The organism is Streptomyces sp. NPDC057697, assembly GCF_042799335.1.
Classification (GTDB): Bacteria; Actinomycetota; Actinomycetes; order Streptomycetales; family Streptomycetaceae; genus Streptomyces.
On the sequence record NZ_JBHVJA010000002.1, the window covers coordinates 653,836 to 672,017 of the forward strand.

The following is an 18,182-nucleotide window of genomic DNA, read 5'->3' on the forward strand; positions in this document are numbered from 1 at the left end:
GTACGACGTGACCATCATGGACAAGACAGCAGACATCCCGGCGCCCCGCGCCGGAGGGTCCAACGACGCACCGCTCCTCGAAGTGCGCGACCTGCACGTGGAGTTCCACACGCGTGACGGTGTCGCCAAGGCAGTCAACGGTGTGAACTACAGCGTGGACTCCGGCGAGACCCTGGCCGTGCTCGGTGAGTCCGGTTCCGGCAAGTCCGTGACCGCTCAGGCGATCATGGGCATTCTCGACATGCCGCCCGGCAAGATCCCGCAGGGCCAGATCCTGTACCGCGGCCAGGACATGCTCACCATGAGCTACGAGGAGCGGCGGAAGATCCGTGGCCAGAAGATCGCGATGATCTTCCAGGACGCGCTCTCCTCCCTCAACCCCGTGCTCTCGGTCGGCTACCAGCTCGGCGAGATGTTCCGGGTCCACCAGGGCCTCTCCAAGAAGCAGGCCAAGGCCAAGGCCGTCGAGCTGATGGACCGGGTCAAGATCCCTGCCGCCGCGCAGCGGGTCAACGACTATCCGCACCAGTTCTCCGGCGGTATGCGCCAGCGCATCATGATCGCCATGGCGATGGCGCTGGAGCCGGACCTGATCATCGCGGACGAGCCGACCACCGCGCTCGACGTGACCGTCCAGGCGCAGGTCATGGACCTGCTCAAGGAGCTCCAGACCGAGTTCAACATGGGTCTGATCCTGATCACCCACGACCTCGGCGTCGTCGCCGACGTCGCGGACAAGATCGCGGTCATGTACGCGGGCCGGATCGTCGAGACGGCGCCGGTGCACGAGCTGTACAAGCGGCCCGCGCACCCGTACACCCGCGGTCTGCTCGACTCGATCCCGCGCCTGGACCAGAAGGGCCAGGAGCTCTACGCGATCAAGGGGCTGCCGCCCAACCTGCTCAAGATCCCGGCCGGCTGCGCCTTCAACCCGAGGTGCCCCAAGGCCGAGGACATCTGCCGTACGGAGATCCCGGCCCTGGTCCCGGTCTCCGAGCAGGACGGCAGCGAGCTGCCCGGCCGCGGCAGCGCGTGCCACTTCTGGAAGGAGACGATCCATGGCTGAGCTCGACAAGACGGACGGTTCCATGGACGCCACCCCGAACGTCACCGAGGTCGTGGCGGTCGACGTCACGGACGAGACGGCCGCGGTCGCCGCGATCGAGGCTCCGGTGGAGCGCGGTGAGCCGATCCTCCAGGTGCGCAATCTGGTCAAGCACTTCCCGCTGAGCCAGGGCATCCTCTTCAAGCGCCAGGTCGGCGCGGTCAAGGCCGTGGACGGGGTCTCCTTCGACCTCTACCAGGGCGAGACGCTCGGCATCGTCGGCGAGTCCGGCTGTGGCAAGTCCACGGTCGCGCGGCTGCTGATGGCGCTGGAGACGGCCACGTCCGGCGAGGTCTTCTACAAGGGCCAGGACATCACCCGGCTGTCCGGCCGCGCCCTGAAGGCGGTCCGCCGGAACATCCAGATGGTGTTCCAGGACCCGTACACCTCGCTGAACCCGCGCATGACGGTCGGCGACATCATCGGCGAGCCCTTCGACATCCACCCCGAGGTGGCCCCCAAGGGCGACCGGCGGGCCAGGGTCCAGGAGCTGCTGGACGTCGTCGGTCTCAACCCGGAGTACATCAACCGCTATCCGCACCAGTTCTCCGGCGGCCAGCGCCAGCGCATCGGGATCGCCCGCGGCCTCGCGCTCAACCCGGAGATCATCATCTGCGACGAGCCGGTCTCCGCGCTCGACGTGTCGGTGCAGGCGCAGGTCATCAACCTGATGGAGAAGCTCCAGGACGAGTTCAACCTCTCCTACGTCTTCATCGCGCACGACCTGTCGATCGTCCGGCACATCTCCGACCGGGTCGGCGTGATGTACCTCGGCAAGATGGCCGAGATCGGTACGGACGCGGAGATCTACGACCACCCGACGCACCCCTACACCCAGGCGCTGCTGTCGGCGGTCCCGGTCCCGGACCCCGAGGCCCGTGAGCGCGGCGAGCGGATCATCCTCACCGGTGACGTCCCGTCGCCGGCGAACCCGCCGTCCGGCTGCCGCTTCCGCACCCGGTGCTGGAAGGCCCAGGACAAGTGCTCCACGGAACTGCCGCTGCTGGCCGTCCCCGAGCGCTTCAAGGGCTCGGACACCCCCGCGGCGCACGAGTCGGCGTGCCACTTCGCCGAGGAGCGGGACGTCGTCGGCGCGGCTTCCTAGCAGGGCCCGTACGACGCGGAAGCGCCCGGAACCGATCGGTTCCGGGCGCTTCTTCCTTTTCCCGGAGCCGGGCACGCGGGTGGCTCGGGTCAAGGGGCTCACGTGCTCGGTTCCGTAGGACCGGGGAGCCCCGCGTCCGGGGACCGGTCGGGTCCCTGTCCACGAGGCGCCCCGGGGGCCGGGAGGGGGTGTCAGGCCCCGGCCCCGGGCTCTTCGGCGGCCTTGCCGGACTTCGGCCCCGACGCGGCCGCACGGGCCTTCGGGACGGCCGGCACGGCCCGGGTGTCCTCGGGGTAGTGGCAGGCCGTCAGATGGCCCTCCCGGCTCCCCTCCACCCGCACCAGCGGCGGGGCCTCGCTCGCGCACTTGTCCGTCGCCTTCCAGCACCGGGTGCGGAAGCGGCAGCCCGACGGCGGATTGACGGGGGACGGGACGTCACCGACCAGGCGGATGCGCTCCTGGGCGGGCGTGTCGTCGGCGGACGCCTCGGGCACGGCCGAGAGCAGCGCCCGGGTGTACGGGTGGCGCGGGTTGCCGTACAGGTCCTCGCGGTCGGCGATCTCCACGATCCTGCCGAGGTACATCACCGCGACGCGCTGCGAGAAGTGGCGCACGATGGCGAGGTCGTGGGCGATGAACAGGAACGCGATGCCGAGTTCCTTCTGGAGCTTCTGCAGCAGGTTCACCACCTGTGCCTGGATCGACACGTCCAGCGCCGAGACCGGCTCGTCGGCCACGATCAGCTTCGGCTCCAGGGCGAGCGCGCGGGCCACCCCGATGCGCTGGCGCTGACCGCCGGAGAACTCGTGCGGGAAGCGGTTGTAGTGCTCCGGGTTGAGACCGACGGTCTCCAGCAGCTCCCGCACCCGCGCCTCGTGGCCGCCGGGCGGGTTGATGCCGTTGATCTCCATCGGCGCGGTGATGATCTTGCCGACGGTCTGCCTCGGGTTCAGCGAGGCGTACGGGTCCTGGAAGATCATCTGGATCTCGGAGCGGACCGGCGCCAGCTCCTTGCGCGAGGCGTGGGTGATGTCCTGGCCCCGGTAGGAGATCCGGCCGGCCGTCGGCTCCAGGAGCCGGGTGATCAGCCGCCCCGTGGTCGACTTGCCGCAGCCGGACTCGCCGACCAGCCCCAGACTCTCGCCCTCGGCGACGCTGAAGTCCAGCCCGTCGACGGCCTGGACCGCGCCGACCGTCCGCCGGATCGGGAAGCCGCCCTTGATCGGGAAGTGCTTGGTGAGTCCGGAGACGTCCAGGAGGGGATCTGTGCTGCTCATGGTGGGGAAGTCCCGTCTCTTGTACGTCAGTTGGGCCGGGTGCCGGCGAAGTCTGCGAAGAACTCGGTGCGCTGCTCCACGGTGAGGTGGCAGGCGGCGCCGCGCCCGGCGGTGATCTCCAGCGGCGGCTGCTCGCTCGCGCAACGCCCGCCGCCCACCTGCTCGGTGAAGGTGCACCGGGGGTGGAAGCGGCAGCCGCTCGGCGGGTTGAGGAGGCTCGGCGGGGCGCCGGGGATCGGCGAGAGCGGCACGTCGACCGGGCCGTTCAGGGTGGGCATCGAGCTCAGCAGACCCAGGGTGTACGGGTGCTGGGGAGCCCGCAGCACCTCCTTCTTGGTACCGCGCTCCACGCAGCGCCCGCCGTACATCACCAGTACGTCGTCCGCGATGTCGGCGATGACGCCGAGGTCGTGGGTGATGAAGACGATCGAGGTGCCGGTCTCCTGCTGGAGGTCCTTGAGCAGGTCCACGATCTGCGCCTGCACCGTGACGTCCAGCGCGGTGGTCGGCTCGTCGGCGATCAGCAGCTCCGGGTCGCAGACCAGCGCCATGGCGATCATCGCGCGCTGGCGCATACCGCCGGAGAACTGGTGCGGGTAGTCGTCCACCCGCAGATCGGGCTGCGGGATGCCCACCTTGGTCAGCATCTCGACGGCCCGCGCCCGCGCCTCCCGCTTGGAGGCGCCGGTGTGCTTGCGGTACGTCTCACCGATCTGCTTGCCGATGGTGTGGTACGGCGAAAGCGAGGCCAGGGCGTCCTGGAAGATCATCGCCATCTTGTTGCCGCGCAGCCGCTCAAGCTCCCGCTCCGAGACGGTCAGCAGATCCTGCCCGTCGAGCAGGATCTCGCCCTCGATCTCCGTGTGATCGGGGTGGTGCAGCCCGAGGATGGTCAGGTTGGTGACGGACTTGCCGGAGCCGGACTCGCCGACGATGCCGAGGGTCCGGCCCTTCTCGACGTCGAAGGACAGCCCGTCGACGGCCTTGACCATGCCGTCTTCGGTGGAGAAGTGCACGCGCAGATCGCGTACGGAGAGGAAGGGGGTGCTCACTGGATCTCTCCCTAGGCGAGGCGGACGCGCGGGTCGATGAGGGCGTAGACGGCGTCGACGATGATGTTGAAGACGACGATCGCCGCGGCCGCGATCAGGACCACGCCGAGGATCAACGGCAGGTCGTTGTCGGAGACGGCCTTGACCGAGAGGGCACCGATGCCGTGCAGGCCGAAGGTCTTCTCGGTGATGATCGCGCCGCCGAGGAGGAGGCCGATGTCGAGACCGAAGATGGTGACGATCGGGCCCATGGCGCCGCGCCAGGCGAATCGGAAGAACACCGTCCGGCGGGAGAGGCCCTTGGCGCGCGCGGTGCGCACATAGTCCTCGCTCAGCGTCTCGACGAGCTGGGAGCGGGTCATACGGGTGTAGTTGGCGGTGAAGATCAGCGCTAGCACCAGCCAGGGCAGCAGCAGCCCGGTGAACCAGCCGGCCGGGTTCTCGGCGAAGGGGACTTCCTTCGGGCGGCTCAGGATGTGCCACTGGTCCGCGAGGTAGTACATGGCGATCACGCCGACGAAGTAGATCTGCATCGACGAACCGACCAGCGACGCCGAGGACGCCACCTTGTCCAGCCACTTGCCCTGCTTGACCGCGGCGAGCATGCCGGTGCCCACACCGAAGACCACGAAGACGAACGCGCTGCCGACGGAGAGGGCGAGGGTCGTCGGGAGCCGGTCGAGGATGGTGCCGACGACCGGCTCGCGGTTGGTGAAGGAGTAGCCCAGGCACGGCGCCGGACAGTGTCCGAAGGAGGTGTAGTCCCGGCCGACGAACACGCCCTGGAGCCAGTGCCAGTACTGCACGGGCAGCGGGTCGGCGATGCCGAGGTTGCGCTTGACCAGCGCCAGCGTCTCGGGTGTGCACACCTTGCCGCAGGCGACCCGGGCTGGGTCGCGGGGCGCGACGTAGAAGAGGACGAACGTGATGACACTGATGATCAGCAGGATGACCAGTGCGCCGATTGCCCGGCGGATGAGGAAGCGGAACATGGCGATGGATTTCCCTGGCAGGCGCCGACGAGGGGGAGTGGAGCGGGCGGGGCGCCGCAGGGGCGCCCCGCCTCAGGAGTGTCGGCGTCAGGCCTTCACGAACAGCTTGTAGCTGACGGCCGAGGACCACAGCGGGTGGAACATCGCGCCGCCGACCTTCTCGCCGTAGAGGTAGAAACGGCGCTGGAACGTCTCGGGGATGATCGGCGCCTCCTCCGTCATGAGCCGCTTGTCCAGCGCGGCCCAGGCCTTGCCGGCCTCGGCCGAGTCGGTGATGGTGACGTTCTTCTTGATCGCCTCGTTGACCCAGTCGACGTTCAGCTGGGAGATGTTGTTGCCGCCGTTGGCGATCGTGCCGCCGTCGAACAGCGGCTGCATCAGGGTGTAGCCGGTCGGCCAGTCCGGGGACCAGCCGAACCACATGACGTCGAACTGGTTGTCGATCTGCTGGATCTGGTCGTAGTAGCTGGTGGCGTCCAGCGGCTTGATGACCGGGTCGAAGCCGGCCGCCTTGAGGGCGTTCTCGATGACGACCTTGGTCTTGTTGTACGTGTTGCCGATGGGGAAGGCGTAGACGATCTTCTGGCCTTCCTTGCCCGCCTCCTTCAGCAGCTTCTTCGCCGCCTCCGGGTCGCCCTGCGGCTTCTTCAGCTTGCCGTAGACGTCGTCCTTGGCGTAGCCGACGATGTCGGGGCTCAGGATGGAGGTCGCGTAGTCACCGGCCGACGGGCCACCGTAGATCTTGCGGATCTGCTCCAGCGGCCAGGCGTGGATGAGGGCCTGGCGGACCTTCAGGTCGGTGATCCGCTTGGTGTTGATCGCGTAGTAGTAGACACCGGTGAGCAGGCCGTTGAAGGTCCGCTTCTTCAGCTCGGGGTCGGTGAGGACCTTCTGGATGCGCTCGGCCGGGACACCGCTGTACGCCATGTACGCGAACTTGTCGTCGCCGTCGTCGGCGATCAGCCGGTCGGCGGACTGGAGCGACTCGGGGCCGAACTCATAGGTGAAGCTGTCCGGGTAGGCGTTGCGGATCGAGTCCGTGGCGGGGTCCCAGTGCGGGTTGCGGACCAGCGTCATCGACTTGTCGATGGAGTGCGCCTTGATCCGGTACGGGCCGCAGCTGACCGGGTCCTTGTCGTACTTCTCCTTGGTGTCGCCCTTGACCGGGACGGCGCCGTAGGAGGTCATCGCCAGCGTGAAGTTGAGGTCCGGACGGGCCTCGGCCAGCTTGAAGGTGATCGTCTTGGCCTTGTCGTCGGTGATGACCGAGTCGAGGTGCTTGCCGCTGTACGGGCCCTTGTACTTCGAGCGGTAGCTGGACGTGCCGAACAGCGCGGTCTGGACGTAGCCTGCGCCCTCGGTGGTGAAGCTGGCGAAGCCGCGCTCGATGCCGTGGCGCACGTCCTCGACGGTGAGCTCCTTGCCGTCCTCCCACTTCAGACCGTCCTTCAGGGTGAAGGTCCAGGTCTTTCCGCCGTCGGCCATGGTGCCCGCGTCGGTGGCGAGGTCACCGACCAGCTTCATCGTGCCGTCCGAGGCGATCTTGTAGCCGGTCAGGCCGCGGACGAAGAGGTCGCCGATGGCGGAGTTCCACGAGTAGTAGATCCGCTGCGGGTCCAGGTGCGAGAAGTCGCTCGGGGCCAGACCGCGGATCGTGCCGCCCTTCTTGGCGCCCGGGATCTCGGGTGCGGGGCCGGTGGAGTCGGCCTTCGTACCGACGACGACCGCGCCGGTGTACTTCTCGGCACCGCCGTGTCCACCGCCGCCCTTCTTGGCCGTGCTGCCGCTGCTGCAGGCGGAGAGGACCATCGAGCCGCCGGCCGCGACCGACGTGGCGATGACGAAGTTTCTGCGGGAGAGGGACATGGCTTCCTGCTCTGGTCGAGGGAGAGAAACGATTGTTCCGGCGGGCCCCGTCGCCCGCCGGAGGACGTACGGTTCAGCGCTTGGTCTTCGGGTCCAGTGCGTCACGCACCGAGTCGCCCAGCAGGTTGAAGGCGATGACGAAGATCACCATCGTGAGGCCGGGGAAGAGCATGAACGTGATGTCGCTCTGGTAGACGTCCGATCCGCGCTGGATCATCACGCCCCAGTCGGGCGTCGGGTCGCTGAGGCCGACGCCGAGGAAGGCGAGGCCCGCTTCGGCGGTCACGTACGCGGGCAGCGCGAGCGTGGCCTGGATCAGGATCGGCGTCCAGAGGTTGGGCAGCAGTTCCTTGAAGATGATGCGCGTCGGAGACGCCCCCGTGACCTTCGCGGCCTCGACGAACTCGCGCTCGCGCAGGGCGAGTACCTCGCCGCGCAGCAGTCGTGCGATGGATGCCCAGCCGAAGGCGGTCATGACCGAGATGAGGCTGACGACGGTCAGCCAGACCGGGGTGTTCTCCTCCGGGGAGACCAGGATCGAGAGCAGTACCGGCCAGAAGGCGATGAAGAAGAGCGTGGAGGGGAAGGCCAGCAGGATGTCGATGACCCGGCCCACGAGGTAGTCGGTCTTGCCGCCCAGATAGCCCGCGGTGATGCCGATGACGATGCCGATCAGGGTCACCAGCAGGGTCGTCGCCGTGGCGATCAGCAGGGAGTTGCGGATGCCGTAGAGCAGGAAGGTGAAGACGTCCCGGCCGAGTCCGGGTTCGATGCCGAACCAGAAGTCGCCGCTGATACCGCCGTTGGGCAGCATGGGCGAGCCGAAGTCGTCCAGCAGGCCCTCTTGGTTCTGCCCGTACGTCGTGTACGGGTCCTTGCCGTACAGCTTCGCGACCAGCGGCGCGCAGATGCCGATCACGAAGAAGAAGATGACCACGTAGGCCGAAATCACGCCCGTGCGGTCGCGCTTGAAGCGCAGCCAGGCCATCTTGCCCGGCGATCGGCCGTTCCCGCCCTTCGAGGCGGACGGGTCCGCCACGGCCGACGGCTTCGCGTCCTCCACCTCAAGGGGGGTGGTGGCTTGCGGGGTTGGAATCGTCATGGTGCTCCTGGCCCGGAGGGTCGAAGGACTCCGCAGGGCAACACCTACGGGCTACCCGGACTTTTTCAACGCAATTCATGCAGGGTCAATGAATGTCCGACGCCCTTGGCACGCTCTTTGGAAATTTGACCAACACATGGCTTTCGTTTGGGTGTGGCTTTGCTTCCGTTTGGCTTTTTCGAAGGCGTGTTCGCGACTTAACGGGTGAAGTCCGGCAATGAGTCCGATATGCGGGCGGGGTTGTCTCGGAATACGTACATCCGATCAGGCGGGCCAGCGGTCGATGCGCATTCGATGCGGGGCCGTTATCGCTCCGGTGTCTGTCAGGTGCACGCCCGCATCCTCTCCGGCCGGGAGGTGCCACTCGGAACGGGCTCCGACGCGCCCGAATGGGTGGAGTAAATGTGCATGATGCCTTTTATGCGGTGATATTTGACCGTAAGTGAGACGGAGCACAACGAGGAGGCACTCCATGCGCGGAGCCACACAGGCCAAGTGGGCCGCATGTGCGGTGGCCGTCGCCCTGGCGGCGACGGCGTGCGGCGGCGGGGGCAGCAGCGGTGGCGGCGGTGGGGCCGACGGAATCGTGAGCTCTTCCTGGGGTGACCCGCAGAACCCGCTGGAGCCCGCGAACACCAATGAGGTGCAGGGCGGCAAGGTCCTCGACATGATCTTCCGGGGGCTCAAGAGGTACGACCCGAAGACCGGCGCGGCCACCAACATGCTGGCCGAGAAGATCGACACCAAGGACAACCAGAACTTCACGGTCACTTTGAAGGACGGCTGGACCTTCAGCAACGGCGAGAAGATCACCGCGAAGTCGTTCGTGGACGCCTGGAACTACGGCGCCCTGCTGAAGAACCATCAGAAGAACGCCTACTTCTTCGGATACATCGACGGCTACGACAAGGTCCACCCCGACACCGGCAACGCCAAGGCGACCACGCTCTCCGGCCTCAAGGTCGTCGACGACAGGACGTTCACGGTCAAGCTGTCGCAGAAGTTCTCCCTGTGGCCCGACACCCTCGGCTACCCGGCCTTCGCGCCCCTGCCCAAGGCGTTCTTCACCAACCACGCCGCCTGGGTGTCCAAGCCGATCGGCAACGGCCCGTACGCCGTGGACACGTACACCAAGGGCTCGTCGATGAACCTGCGCAAGTGGGACAAGTACCCCGGGAGCGACAAGGCGCAGAACGGCGGCATCGACCTCAAGGTCTACACCGACAACAACACCGCCTACACGGATCTGACGGCCGGCAACCTCGACCTCGTCGACGACGTCCCCGCCTCGCAGCTGAAGAACGTCAAGGCGGACCTCGGCGACCGCTACATCAACACCCCGGCCGGCATCATCCAGACCCTCGCCTTCCCCTTCTACGACAAGAAGTGGGACACCCCCGGCGGGATCAAGGTCCGCCAGGGGCTCTCGATGGCGATCAACCGAGGGCAGATCACCGACCAGATCTTCCAGAAGACCCGCACCCCCGCCTCCGACTGGACCTCCCCGGTCCTCGGCGCGGCGGGCGGCTTCAAGAAGGGGCTGTGCGGCGCGCCCTGCGAGTACAACGCGGCGGACGCCAAGAAGCTGATCCAGGAGGGCGGCGGCATCCCCGGCGGCCAGCTCAAGATCTCGTACAACGGCGACACCGGTTCCCACAAGGAGTGGGTCGACGCCGTCTGCAACAGCATCAACAAGGCGATGGGCAACAACAAGGCGTGCGTCGGCGCCCCGGTCGGCACCTTCGCCGACTTCCGCAGCCAGGTCTCGCAGCAGAAGCTGAACGGCGCCTGGCGGGCCGGCTGGCAGATGGACTACCCGCTCATCCAGAACTTCCTCCAGCCCGTCTACTACACCGACGCCTCCTCCAACGACGGCAAGTGGAGCAACAAGAAGTTCGACGGGCTGATCGACAAGGCCAACGCCGAATCGGACAAGGCCAAGGCCGTCTCGACGTTCCAGGACGCGGAGAAGGTGCTGGTCGAGCAGATGCCCGTCATCCCGCTCTGGTACCAGAACGGCAGCGCCGGCTACTCGGACCGGATCACCGACGTGACGCTGAACCAGTTCAGCGTCCCGGTGTACGAGCAGATCAAGGTCAAGTGACCCGTCCGGAGCCACGGGGCCGGGGGGCCGGTGCCGACGGCGCGCCGGCCACCCGGCCTCCCCGCCTCCGACGCGTCACTCCCCAGCCCCGAGCCTCTGACCCCCGCGACCCCCGGAGCCCTTCATGGGACGTTATGTGATCCGGCGGCTGCTGCAGATGATCCCGGTCTTCTTCGGCACCACGCTGCTGATCTTCCTCATGGTGAACGTGATGGGCGACCCCATCGCGGGTCTCTGCGGCGACCGCCAGTGCGACCCGGCGACCGCGGCCCAGCTCCGTGCGGAATTCGGCCTCGACAAGCCCGTCTGGCAGCAATACCTCACCTACATGGGCAACGTCTTCACCGGCGACTTCGGCACCGCGTTCAACGGGCAGAAGGTCACCGAGCTGATGGCCACCGCCTTCCCCATCACCATCCGGCTCACCGTCGTGGCGATCGTCTTCGAGGTCGTCATCGGCATCAGCCTCGGCGTCGTCACCGGTCTGCGCCGCGGCCGCCCCGTCGACACCTCCGTGCTCATCCTGACCCTGGTCGTCATCTCCATCCCGACCTTCGTCACCGGACTCCTGCTCCAGCTCCTCCTCGGCGTCGAATGGGGTGTGATCAAACCCTCCGTCTCGCCGGAGGCCCCCTTCAACGAACTGCTGGTCCCCGGGCTCGTCCTCGCCTCGGTCTCGCTGGCCTACGTCACCCGGCTCACCCGCACCTCCATCGCCGAGAACGCCCGCGCCGACTACGTCCGCACCGCCGTCGCCAAGGGACTGCCCGGACGCCGGGTCGTCGTCCGGCACCTGCTGCGCAACTCCCTGATCCCGGTCGTCACCTTCATCGGCACGGACGTGGGAGCCCTGATGGGCGGGGCGATCGTCACGGAGCGGATCTTCAACATCCACGGCGTCGGCTACCAGCTCTACCAGGGCATCCTGCGCCAGAACTCCCAGACCGTCGTCGGCTTCGTCACCATCCTGGTCCTCGTCTTCCTGGCCGCGAACCTGATCGTCGACCTGCTGTACGCCGTACTCGACCCGAGGATCCGCTATGCCTGAGCAGACACCGGAAGAGGCGATCTCGTCCGCCGGAGCGGGAGGCGTCATGGACCTCGCCCTGGAGGAGGGCACCACCCTCGAAAGACCGCCGGGCGGCCCGGACGGCGCCGGCCCCGCCGAGAAGCCCCGCAGCCTGTGGTCGGACGCCTGGCGGGACCTGCGCCGCAACCCGGTCTTCATCATCTCCGCCCTGGTCATCCTCTTCCTGGTCATCATCTCGATCTGGCCGTCGCTCATCGCCGACCAGGACCCCCTCGACTGCAACCTCGGCAAGGCCCAGGAGGGCTCCCAGCCCGGACACCCCTTCGGCTTCGACGGACAGGGCTGCGACGTCTACACCCGCACCGTCTACGGGGCCCGGAACTCGGTGACCGTCGGTGTCTGCGCCACCCTCGGCGTCACCCTGCTCGGCGGGGTGCTCGGCGGCCTCGCCGGGTTCTTCGGCGGCTGGTCGGACGCGATCCTCTCCCGCCTCACCGACGTCTTCTTCGGCATCCCGGTGGTCCTCGGCGGCCTGGTCTTCCTCTCCGTGGTCACCAGCTCCACCGTCTGGCCGGTGATCGGCTTCATCGTGCTGCTGGGCTGGCCCCAGATCGCCCGCATCGCCCGCGGCTCCGTGATCACCGCGAAACAGAACGACTACGTGCAGGCGGCGCGGGCGCTCGGCGCCTCCCACTCCCGGATGCTGCTGCGCCACATCGCGCCGAACGCCATCGCCCCGGTGATCGTCGTCGCGACCATCGCGCTCGGCACCTACATCTCGCTGGAGGCGACCCTCTCGTTCCTCGGCGTCGGCCTGAAACCGCCCGCGGTCTCCTGGGGCATCGACATCTCCGCCGCCTCCCAGTACATCCGCAACGCCCCCCACATGCTGCTCTGGCCCGCCGGAGCCCTGGCGGTCACGGTGCTCGCCTTCATCATGCTCGGCGACGCGGTGCGCGACGCCCTCGATCCCAAGCTGCGCTGAGGAGCCCGCTGCCATGTTGCTCGAAGTGCGCGATCTGCATGTGGAGTTCCACACCCGCGACGGGGTGGCCAAGGCCGTCAACGGGGTCAACTACTCGGTGGCCGAGGGCGAGACCCTGGCCGTCCTCGGCGAGTCCGGCTCCGGCAAGTCGGTCACCGCCCAGGCGGTCATGGGCATCCTCGACATGCCCCCGGGAAGGATCAGCGGCGGCGAGATCCTCTTCAAGGACCGCGATCTGCTGAAGATGAAGAAGGACGAGCGCCGGAAGGTCCGCGGCCAGGAGATGGCCATGATCTTCCAGGACGCGCTCTCCTCCCTCAACCCCGTGCTCAGCGTGGGGGAACAGCTCGGCGAGATGTTCGTCGTGCACCGGGGGATGTCCCGCAAGGACGCGAAGGCGAAGGCCGTCGAGCTGATGGACCGGGTCCGCATCCCGGCGGCGAAGGAACGCGTCGGGAACTACCCGCACCAGTTCTCCGGCGGTATGCGCCAGCGCATCATGATCGCCATGGCGATGGCGCTGGAGCCCTCGCTGATCATCGCGGACGAACCCACCACCGCCCTCGACGTGACCGTCCAGGCCCAGGTGATGGACCTGCTCGCCGAACTCCAGCGCGAACTGAACATGGGCCTGATCCTGATCACCCACGACCTGGGCGTGGTCGCGGACGTCGCCGACACGATCGCCGTGATGTACGCGGGCCGGATCGTCGAATCCGCCCCGGTCCACGAGATCTACCGGGCACCCGCCCACCCGTACACCAAGGGCCTCCTCCGGTCGATCCCGCGCCTGGACCAGAAGGGCCGGGAGCTGTACGCGATCAAGGGCCTGCCGCCCAATCTGCTGCACATCCCGCCCGGCTGCGCCTTCAACCCGCGCTGCCCGATGGCCCAGGAGATCTGCCGGGACGAGGTGCCGCCGCTGTTCGAGGTGGCCGAGCACCGCGAGAGCGCCTGCTACTTCTGGAAGGAGACGCTCGATGCACGCTGACCACTCGGGGCGCAGGGAAGCGCGCGAAGAGGGCGAGAAGGCCCGCGCGCTGCTCGCCAAGGCACGGGCCGGATCCGCGGCGGCGGGCGGTGATCCGATCCTGGAGGTCCGCGATCTGGTCAAGCACTACCCGCTGACCCAGGGCATCCTGATCAAGAAGCAGGTCGGCGCCGTCAAGGCGGTCGACGGGGTCTCCTTCGAGCTGGCGGCGGGCGAGACGCTCGGCATCGTGGGCGAGTCCGGCTGCGGCAAGTCGACCGTGGCCAGGATGCTGGTCCATCTGGAGCAGCCGACGGCCGGCGCGATCAAGTACAAGGGCGAGGACATCACCAAGCTGTCGGGGCGGGCCCTGAAGGCCGTGCGCCGCAACATCCAGATGGTCTTCCAGGACCCGTACACCTCGCTCAACCCGCGCATGACCGTCGGCGACATCATCGGGGAGCCGTACGAGATCCACCCCGAGGTGGCCCCGAAGGGCGAGCGGCGGCGGAAGGTCCAGGAGCTGCTGGACGTGGTCGGTCTCAACCCGGAGTACATCAACCGCTATCCGCACCAGTTCTCCGGCGGCCAGCGCCAGCGCATCGGGATCGCCCGCGGCCTCGCGCTCAACCCGGAGATCATCGTCGCCGACGAACCCGTCTCCGCGCTCGACGTCTCCGTACAGGCCCAGGTCGTCAACCTGCTGGACCGGCTCCAGGCGGAGTTCCGGCTCTCCTACGTCTTCATCGCGCACGACCTGTCGATCGTCCGGCACATCTCCGACCGGGTCGGCGTGATGTACCTGGGCCGGATCGTCGAGACCGGCTCCGACGAGGAGATCTACGAGCACCCCACGCATCCGTACACCCAGGCGCTGCTCTCCGCCGTCCCGGTGCCGGACCCGGCGGCCCGCGAGCACCGGGAGCGGATCATCCTGCGCGGCGACGTCCCCTCGCCCGCCAACCCGCCCTCGGGCTGCCGCTTCCGCACCCGCTGCTGGAAGGCGCAGGAGCGGTGCGAACTGGAGGTGCCGCTGCTGGCGGTCCCGGCCGTCTTCCGGCTGACCGAGTCACCGGCCGGGCACGACTCGGCCTGCCACTTCGCGGAGGAGAAGCAGGTGGTCCCGCCGGAGGGGCTGCTGAAGGGGCCGGGCGAGCCGGGGGAGCCGGAGGACGGGGGGAACGGGCCGTCCCCGTCGCCCGGGGCGACCCCGGCGGACTGAGGCCGGACCGGGCCGTCCCGCCTCCGGCGTACGGCCGTGCGGGGGCCGGGCTCCGGCCGGGAGCCGCCAACTCCGCGCGGCCGGTTGCCCGTTCGCGCACCACGCCGACGAACCCCTTGTCCGGTGGACGGGGGCGGTGGAGGATCGCTCGGGTGATACTCACTCGGGGGGCAAGGATCACCGGCGCCGTGCTCTGCGCCGTTCTCGCGCTGATCGTCGCGGGCTGGCTCGTACGGGACATCAGGGCGGCCGACGACCTCGGGGCGCTGTGGCGCTACTGGGCCGGCTACTACGACCTGCGGCGCCCGACGATGCCCGTCACCTCGGCCTACGACGGGGTGCTGCTCGTGGTGTACCTCCTCGCCGCCGTCGCGGCCCTGCGCTCCTCGGCGGCCGCCACGGTGCTGGTCGCGACCGGAGCGGTCACGATCGTCCTGCGGCTGCCCGGACTCTGGAACATCGGGGAGTCCCGGATGGACGACCGGTTCACCGACGACCTGCGCACCCGCGCCCTGCTCTGCTCCTTCGCGGCGCTCGCGGCGGGCCTCGCGCTGATCATCACCGCCGGGGCGGGCCGCGGACCGGCACGGGACCGGCCGGAACGCCCCCCGGCCCGGCCGGGGCAGGGCGCGGGGGTGACCGCCTTCGTGTTCCTCGGGGCGGCGGGGGCGGTCGTGGCGGCCTGGGAGATCAAGCAGGCGGTCCGGCTCCCGGAGCTCTACCCCGACTGGATCGTGGGCGGGGACCGGGTCGCGCAGGGGCTGATCGACCCGCCGCCCGGCTGGTTCTCGGCGTTCCTGATACTGCTCTGCCTGTTCGCGGGGGTGAGCGCCCTGCCACGCGCCGCGCACGCACGGCCGTTCGGCCTGATCGCCGGGGCGCTGCTGCTGGCCGGCGGGGTGCTGGGGGTGGCCCGCACGGCCCACTACGAACTGCTGGACCACTTCGGCGATCTGCGTGTCGAGAGCCAACTCAACGTGCTGACCTGGTTCTTCGAGGTCATCGCCGGAGCCCTGGTGCTGCTGGTGCTGGCCGGGCCGGGCCCCGAGGAGCCGCCCGCCCCGTCCGACCCGGGCCATGCCCAGGGCTACGGGCAGGGGTACGGCTATCCGCGGCCCGGCGTCTTCGGGCCGCCGCCCCCGTCCCAGCCGCCGCCCGGCTGGTGACGGGGCCGGCCCGCCGGATCAGCCGGTGAGCCCCAACGACCGCTTCAGGAAGTCGACCTGGAGCAGCAGCAGATTCTCCGCCACCTGCTCCTGCGGGGTCATGTGCGTCACCCCGCTGAGCGGCAGCACCTCGTGCGGGCGTCCCGCCGAGAGCAGCGCCGACGACAGCCGCAGCGAGTGCGCGACCACCACGTTGTCGTCCGCGAGGCCGTGGACGATCATCATCGGCCGCACCTGGTCGGCGGCGCCCGAGAGCCCCTCGTCCGTGATCACCGAGTTGTGCGCGTACACCTCCGGCTGCTCGGCCGGGTCACCAAGGTAACGCTCCGTGTAATGCGTGTCATAGAGCCGCTGGTCGGTCACCGGGGCGCCGACCACCGCCGCGTGGAAGACCTCGGGGCGCCGCGTCACGGCCAGGGCGGCCAGATACCCGCCGAACGACCAGCCGCGGATCGCGACCTTGCCGAGGTCCAGCGGGAACCGCTCCGCGAGGGCGTGCAGGGCGTCGACCTGGTCGTCCACGGAGAGCACGAGGTTGTTCTTGACCGCCTTTTCCCAGGCCGGTGAACGCCCCGGAGTGCCCCGGCCGTCCGCGACCACGACCGCGAAGCCCTGGTTCGCGAACCACTGCGACGTCAGATGCGGATTGTGGGCGGCGACCACCCGGCGGCCGTGCGGCCCGCCGTACGGGTCCATCAGGACCGGAAGGGGTCCGTCCGACTCCTCGTACCCCTCCGGGAGCAGCACGGCGCACGGAATTCGCCGTGCGCCCCCCTCGGTGAGCCGGACCCGCGCGGAGAGCACCGGCTCCTCGGCATGGCTCGCCACCGTGGCGACCGGCTTGCCGTCCCGGTACACCTCGGTCCGGGCCCCCGGCCGGTCCGGAGCGTGCGAGACCAGCACCGTCACCCCGCCCGCGCGGACCGCCGAGTGCACCCCGGCGCCCTCGGAGACCCGCTCCACACCCAGCTCGTTGACCCGGTAGACATGGGTCTCGCCGATCTCCGGCTCCGCCGCCTCCTCACCGGCCGAGGCCGCCACCAGGATGTCCGACGCGCCGATGTCCAGCACCGCCCGGAGCTGCAACTGGGCCCCGGTCAGCAGCCGGTCGCCGACCGCGAGCACCCGCGCCCCGCCCTCGTCCGCGATCCGCACGAGCCGTCCGTCCGGGGCCCAGGCGGGCGTCCCGGGGAAGATTTCCAGCCATACCGGGTCCTCGTCGACATGCACCGTCCGCGTCGCACCGGTCTCCGCGTCCACCGCGAGGAAGAGATTGCTCCGCTGGTCGCGGGACTGCACCAGCAGCAGCGGCGCCCCGTCCGATGACCAGTGCACCTGCGCCAGGTACGGGTGGCGCACCCGGTCCCAGACCACCTCGGTCCGGGTGCCGTCCAGGCCCAGCACGAAGAGCCGCACCTCGGCGTTGGGCGTCCCCGCCGCCGGGTAGGCGACCTCGGCCGGCCTGCGGTCCGGGTGCGCGGGGTCAGCGATCCACCACCGCCGCACGGGGCTGTTGTCGACCCGGGCGACCAGCAGCCGGTCCGACTCCGGCGCCCACCAGAAGCCCCGCGAACGCTGCATCTCCTCGGCCGCGATGAACTCCGCGAGACCGTACGAGACCTCCTCGCCCTCGGGCTCGGCCAGCGTCCGGTCCCCGTCCCCCTCCGCGCCCACGACGTGCAGCGCGCCCTTGGACACATATGCGATGTGTCGTCCGTCCGGTGACGGCCTCGGGTCGATCACCGGGCCCGGAACCGGCAGTGCCCGCGCCGTGCCCGCCCGCAGGTCGGCGACGTACACCTTCCCGGAGAGCGCGAAGGCGGCCAACTCGGCGGCCGCGTCGACCGCGTAGCCGACGATCCCCGAGGACCCCTCGCGGCTGCGCTCGCGCCGGGCCCGTTCCTGCGCCGACAGCCGCTCCGCCGAACCGCCCAGCAGGGCCGCCGGATCGGCCACCACGCGCTCCTTCGGCGCTCCGTCCTTCGGCAGGTCGAGCACCCACAGCCGGCCCGAGCGGTCCGTACCGGAGCCCGACCGCAGGAAGACCACCCGCTCCCCGTCGGGCGAGACGGTGAACGCCCGGGGGGCGCCCAGGGTGAACCGCATGGTTCTGGCGTGCTGGCGGGGAAAGGAAATCCTCTGCGAAGTCATGGGGCGAACCTAGCCCCCGACCGCCCGGTCGTGCGCCCCTCGTGCTGCTGTGCCC

At 69.1% G+C, this 18,182-nt stretch carries 14 protein-coding genes; 8 read left to right on the forward strand and 6 right to left on the reverse strand.

The window, feature by feature from the left end; all coding sequences use genetic code 11:
* Nucleotides 1-7 precede the first annotated feature (7 nt).
* On the forward strand, nucleotides 8-1,066 hold the full coding sequence (locus ACFVFH_RS07905) for an ABC transporter ATP-binding protein (protein WP_383764900.1): 1,059 nt from the start codon (nucleotides 8-10) through the stop codon (nucleotides 1,064-1,066).
* Nucleotides 1,059-2,210 (forward strand): ABC transporter ATP-binding protein, encoded by a 1,152-nt coding sequence (locus tag ACFVFH_RS07910; protein WP_383764903.1) that lies wholly within the window; start codon nucleotides 1,059-1,061, stop codon nucleotides 2,208-2,210. Before ACFVFH_RS07905 ends, ACFVFH_RS07910 begins: the two co-directional genes overlap by 8 nt.
* Before the next feature lie 191 nt (nucleotides 2,211-2,401).
* Here ACFVFH_RS07910 and ACFVFH_RS07915 read toward each other — a convergent pair whose 3' ends face one another.
* The 5 genes from ACFVFH_RS07915 to ACFVFH_RS07935 form a co-directional block, all read right to left on the reverse strand.
* Nucleotides 2,402-3,487, reverse strand: a complete 1,086-nt coding sequence (locus tag ACFVFH_RS07915; RefSeq protein WP_383764906.1) for an ABC transporter ATP-binding protein — start codon at nucleotides 3,485-3,487, stop codon at nucleotides 2,402-2,404.
* A gap of 26 nt (nucleotides 3,488-3,513) precedes the next feature.
* The gene (locus ACFVFH_RS07920; protein WP_383765584.1) at nucleotides 3,514-4,479 is read right to left on the reverse strand and encodes an ABC transporter ATP-binding protein; all 966 of its coding nucleotides are present in this window, start codon (nucleotides 4,477-4,479) and stop codon (nucleotides 3,514-3,516) included.
* Between the two features lie 71 nt (nucleotides 4,480-4,550).
* The gene (locus ACFVFH_RS07925) at nucleotides 4,551-5,531 is read right to left on the reverse strand and encodes an ABC transporter permease (RefSeq protein WP_383764909.1); all 981 of its coding nucleotides are present in this window, start codon (nucleotides 5,529-5,531) and stop codon (nucleotides 4,551-4,553) included.
* Nucleotides 5,532-5,618: 87 nt separating this feature from the next.
* Complete coding sequence (locus tag ACFVFH_RS07930; protein ID WP_383764912.1) at nucleotides 5,619-7,397, reverse strand: ABC transporter substrate-binding protein; 1,779 nt, start codon at nucleotides 7,395-7,397, stop codon at nucleotides 5,619-5,621.
* A gap of 73 nt (nucleotides 7,398-7,470) precedes the next feature.
* Complete coding sequence (locus ACFVFH_RS07935; protein WP_383764915.1) at nucleotides 7,471-8,499, reverse strand: ABC transporter permease; 1,029 nt, start codon at nucleotides 8,497-8,499, stop codon at nucleotides 7,471-7,473.
* A 472-nt stretch (nucleotides 8,500-8,971) separates the two neighbouring features.
* Between ACFVFH_RS07935 and ACFVFH_RS07940 the strand changes: the two genes are divergently transcribed.
* The 6 genes from ACFVFH_RS07940 (at nucleotide 8,972) to ACFVFH_RS07965 (ending at nucleotide 15,976) form a co-directional block, all read left to right on the forward strand.
* The gene (locus ACFVFH_RS07940; protein ID WP_383764919.1) at nucleotides 8,972-10,603 is read left to right on the forward strand and encodes an ABC transporter substrate-binding protein; all 1,632 of its coding nucleotides are present in this window, start codon (nucleotides 8,972-8,974) and stop codon (nucleotides 10,601-10,603) included.
* A gap of 124 nt (nucleotides 10,604-10,727) precedes the next feature.
* The gene (locus tag ACFVFH_RS07945) at nucleotides 10,728-11,651 is read left to right on the forward strand and encodes an ABC transporter permease (protein WP_383764923.1); all 924 of its coding nucleotides are present in this window, start codon (nucleotides 10,728-10,730) and stop codon (nucleotides 11,649-11,651) included.
* Nucleotides 11,644-12,618, forward strand: coding sequence for an ABC transporter permease (locus ACFVFH_RS07950; RefSeq protein ID WP_383764926.1), 975 nt, complete (start codon nucleotides 11,644-11,646; stop codon nucleotides 12,616-12,618). The genes ACFVFH_RS07945 and ACFVFH_RS07950 overlap by 8 nt, the downstream gene beginning before the upstream one ends.
* Nucleotides 12,619-12,631: 13 nt before the next feature.
* Entirely contained in the window at nucleotides 12,632-13,609 is a 978-nt protein-coding gene (locus ACFVFH_RS07955; protein ID WP_383764929.1) for an ABC transporter ATP-binding protein, read from the forward strand.
* Nucleotides 13,599-14,810: an ABC transporter ATP-binding protein gene (locus ACFVFH_RS07960; RefSeq protein WP_383764932.1), complete on the forward strand. Its 1,212-nt coding sequence runs from the start codon at nucleotides 13,599-13,601 to the stop codon at nucleotides 14,808-14,810. Before ACFVFH_RS07955 ends, ACFVFH_RS07960 begins: the two co-directional genes overlap by 11 nt.
* A gap of 152 nt (nucleotides 14,811-14,962) precedes the next feature.
* Nucleotides 14,963-15,976, forward strand: a complete 1,014-nt coding sequence (locus ACFVFH_RS07965) for a hypothetical protein (RefSeq protein WP_383764934.1) — start codon at nucleotides 14,963-14,965, stop codon at nucleotides 15,974-15,976.
* Nucleotides 15,977-15,994: 18 nt separating this feature from the next.
* On the opposite strand, the gene ACFVFH_RS07970 is transcribed toward ACFVFH_RS07965, so the two are convergent.
* On the reverse strand, nucleotides 15,995-18,127 hold the full coding sequence (locus ACFVFH_RS07970) for a prolyl oligopeptidase family serine peptidase (RefSeq protein WP_383764937.1): 2,133 nt from the start codon (nucleotides 18,125-18,127) through the stop codon (nucleotides 15,995-15,997).
* Between the last annotated feature and the right edge of the window lie 55 nt (nucleotides 18,128-18,182).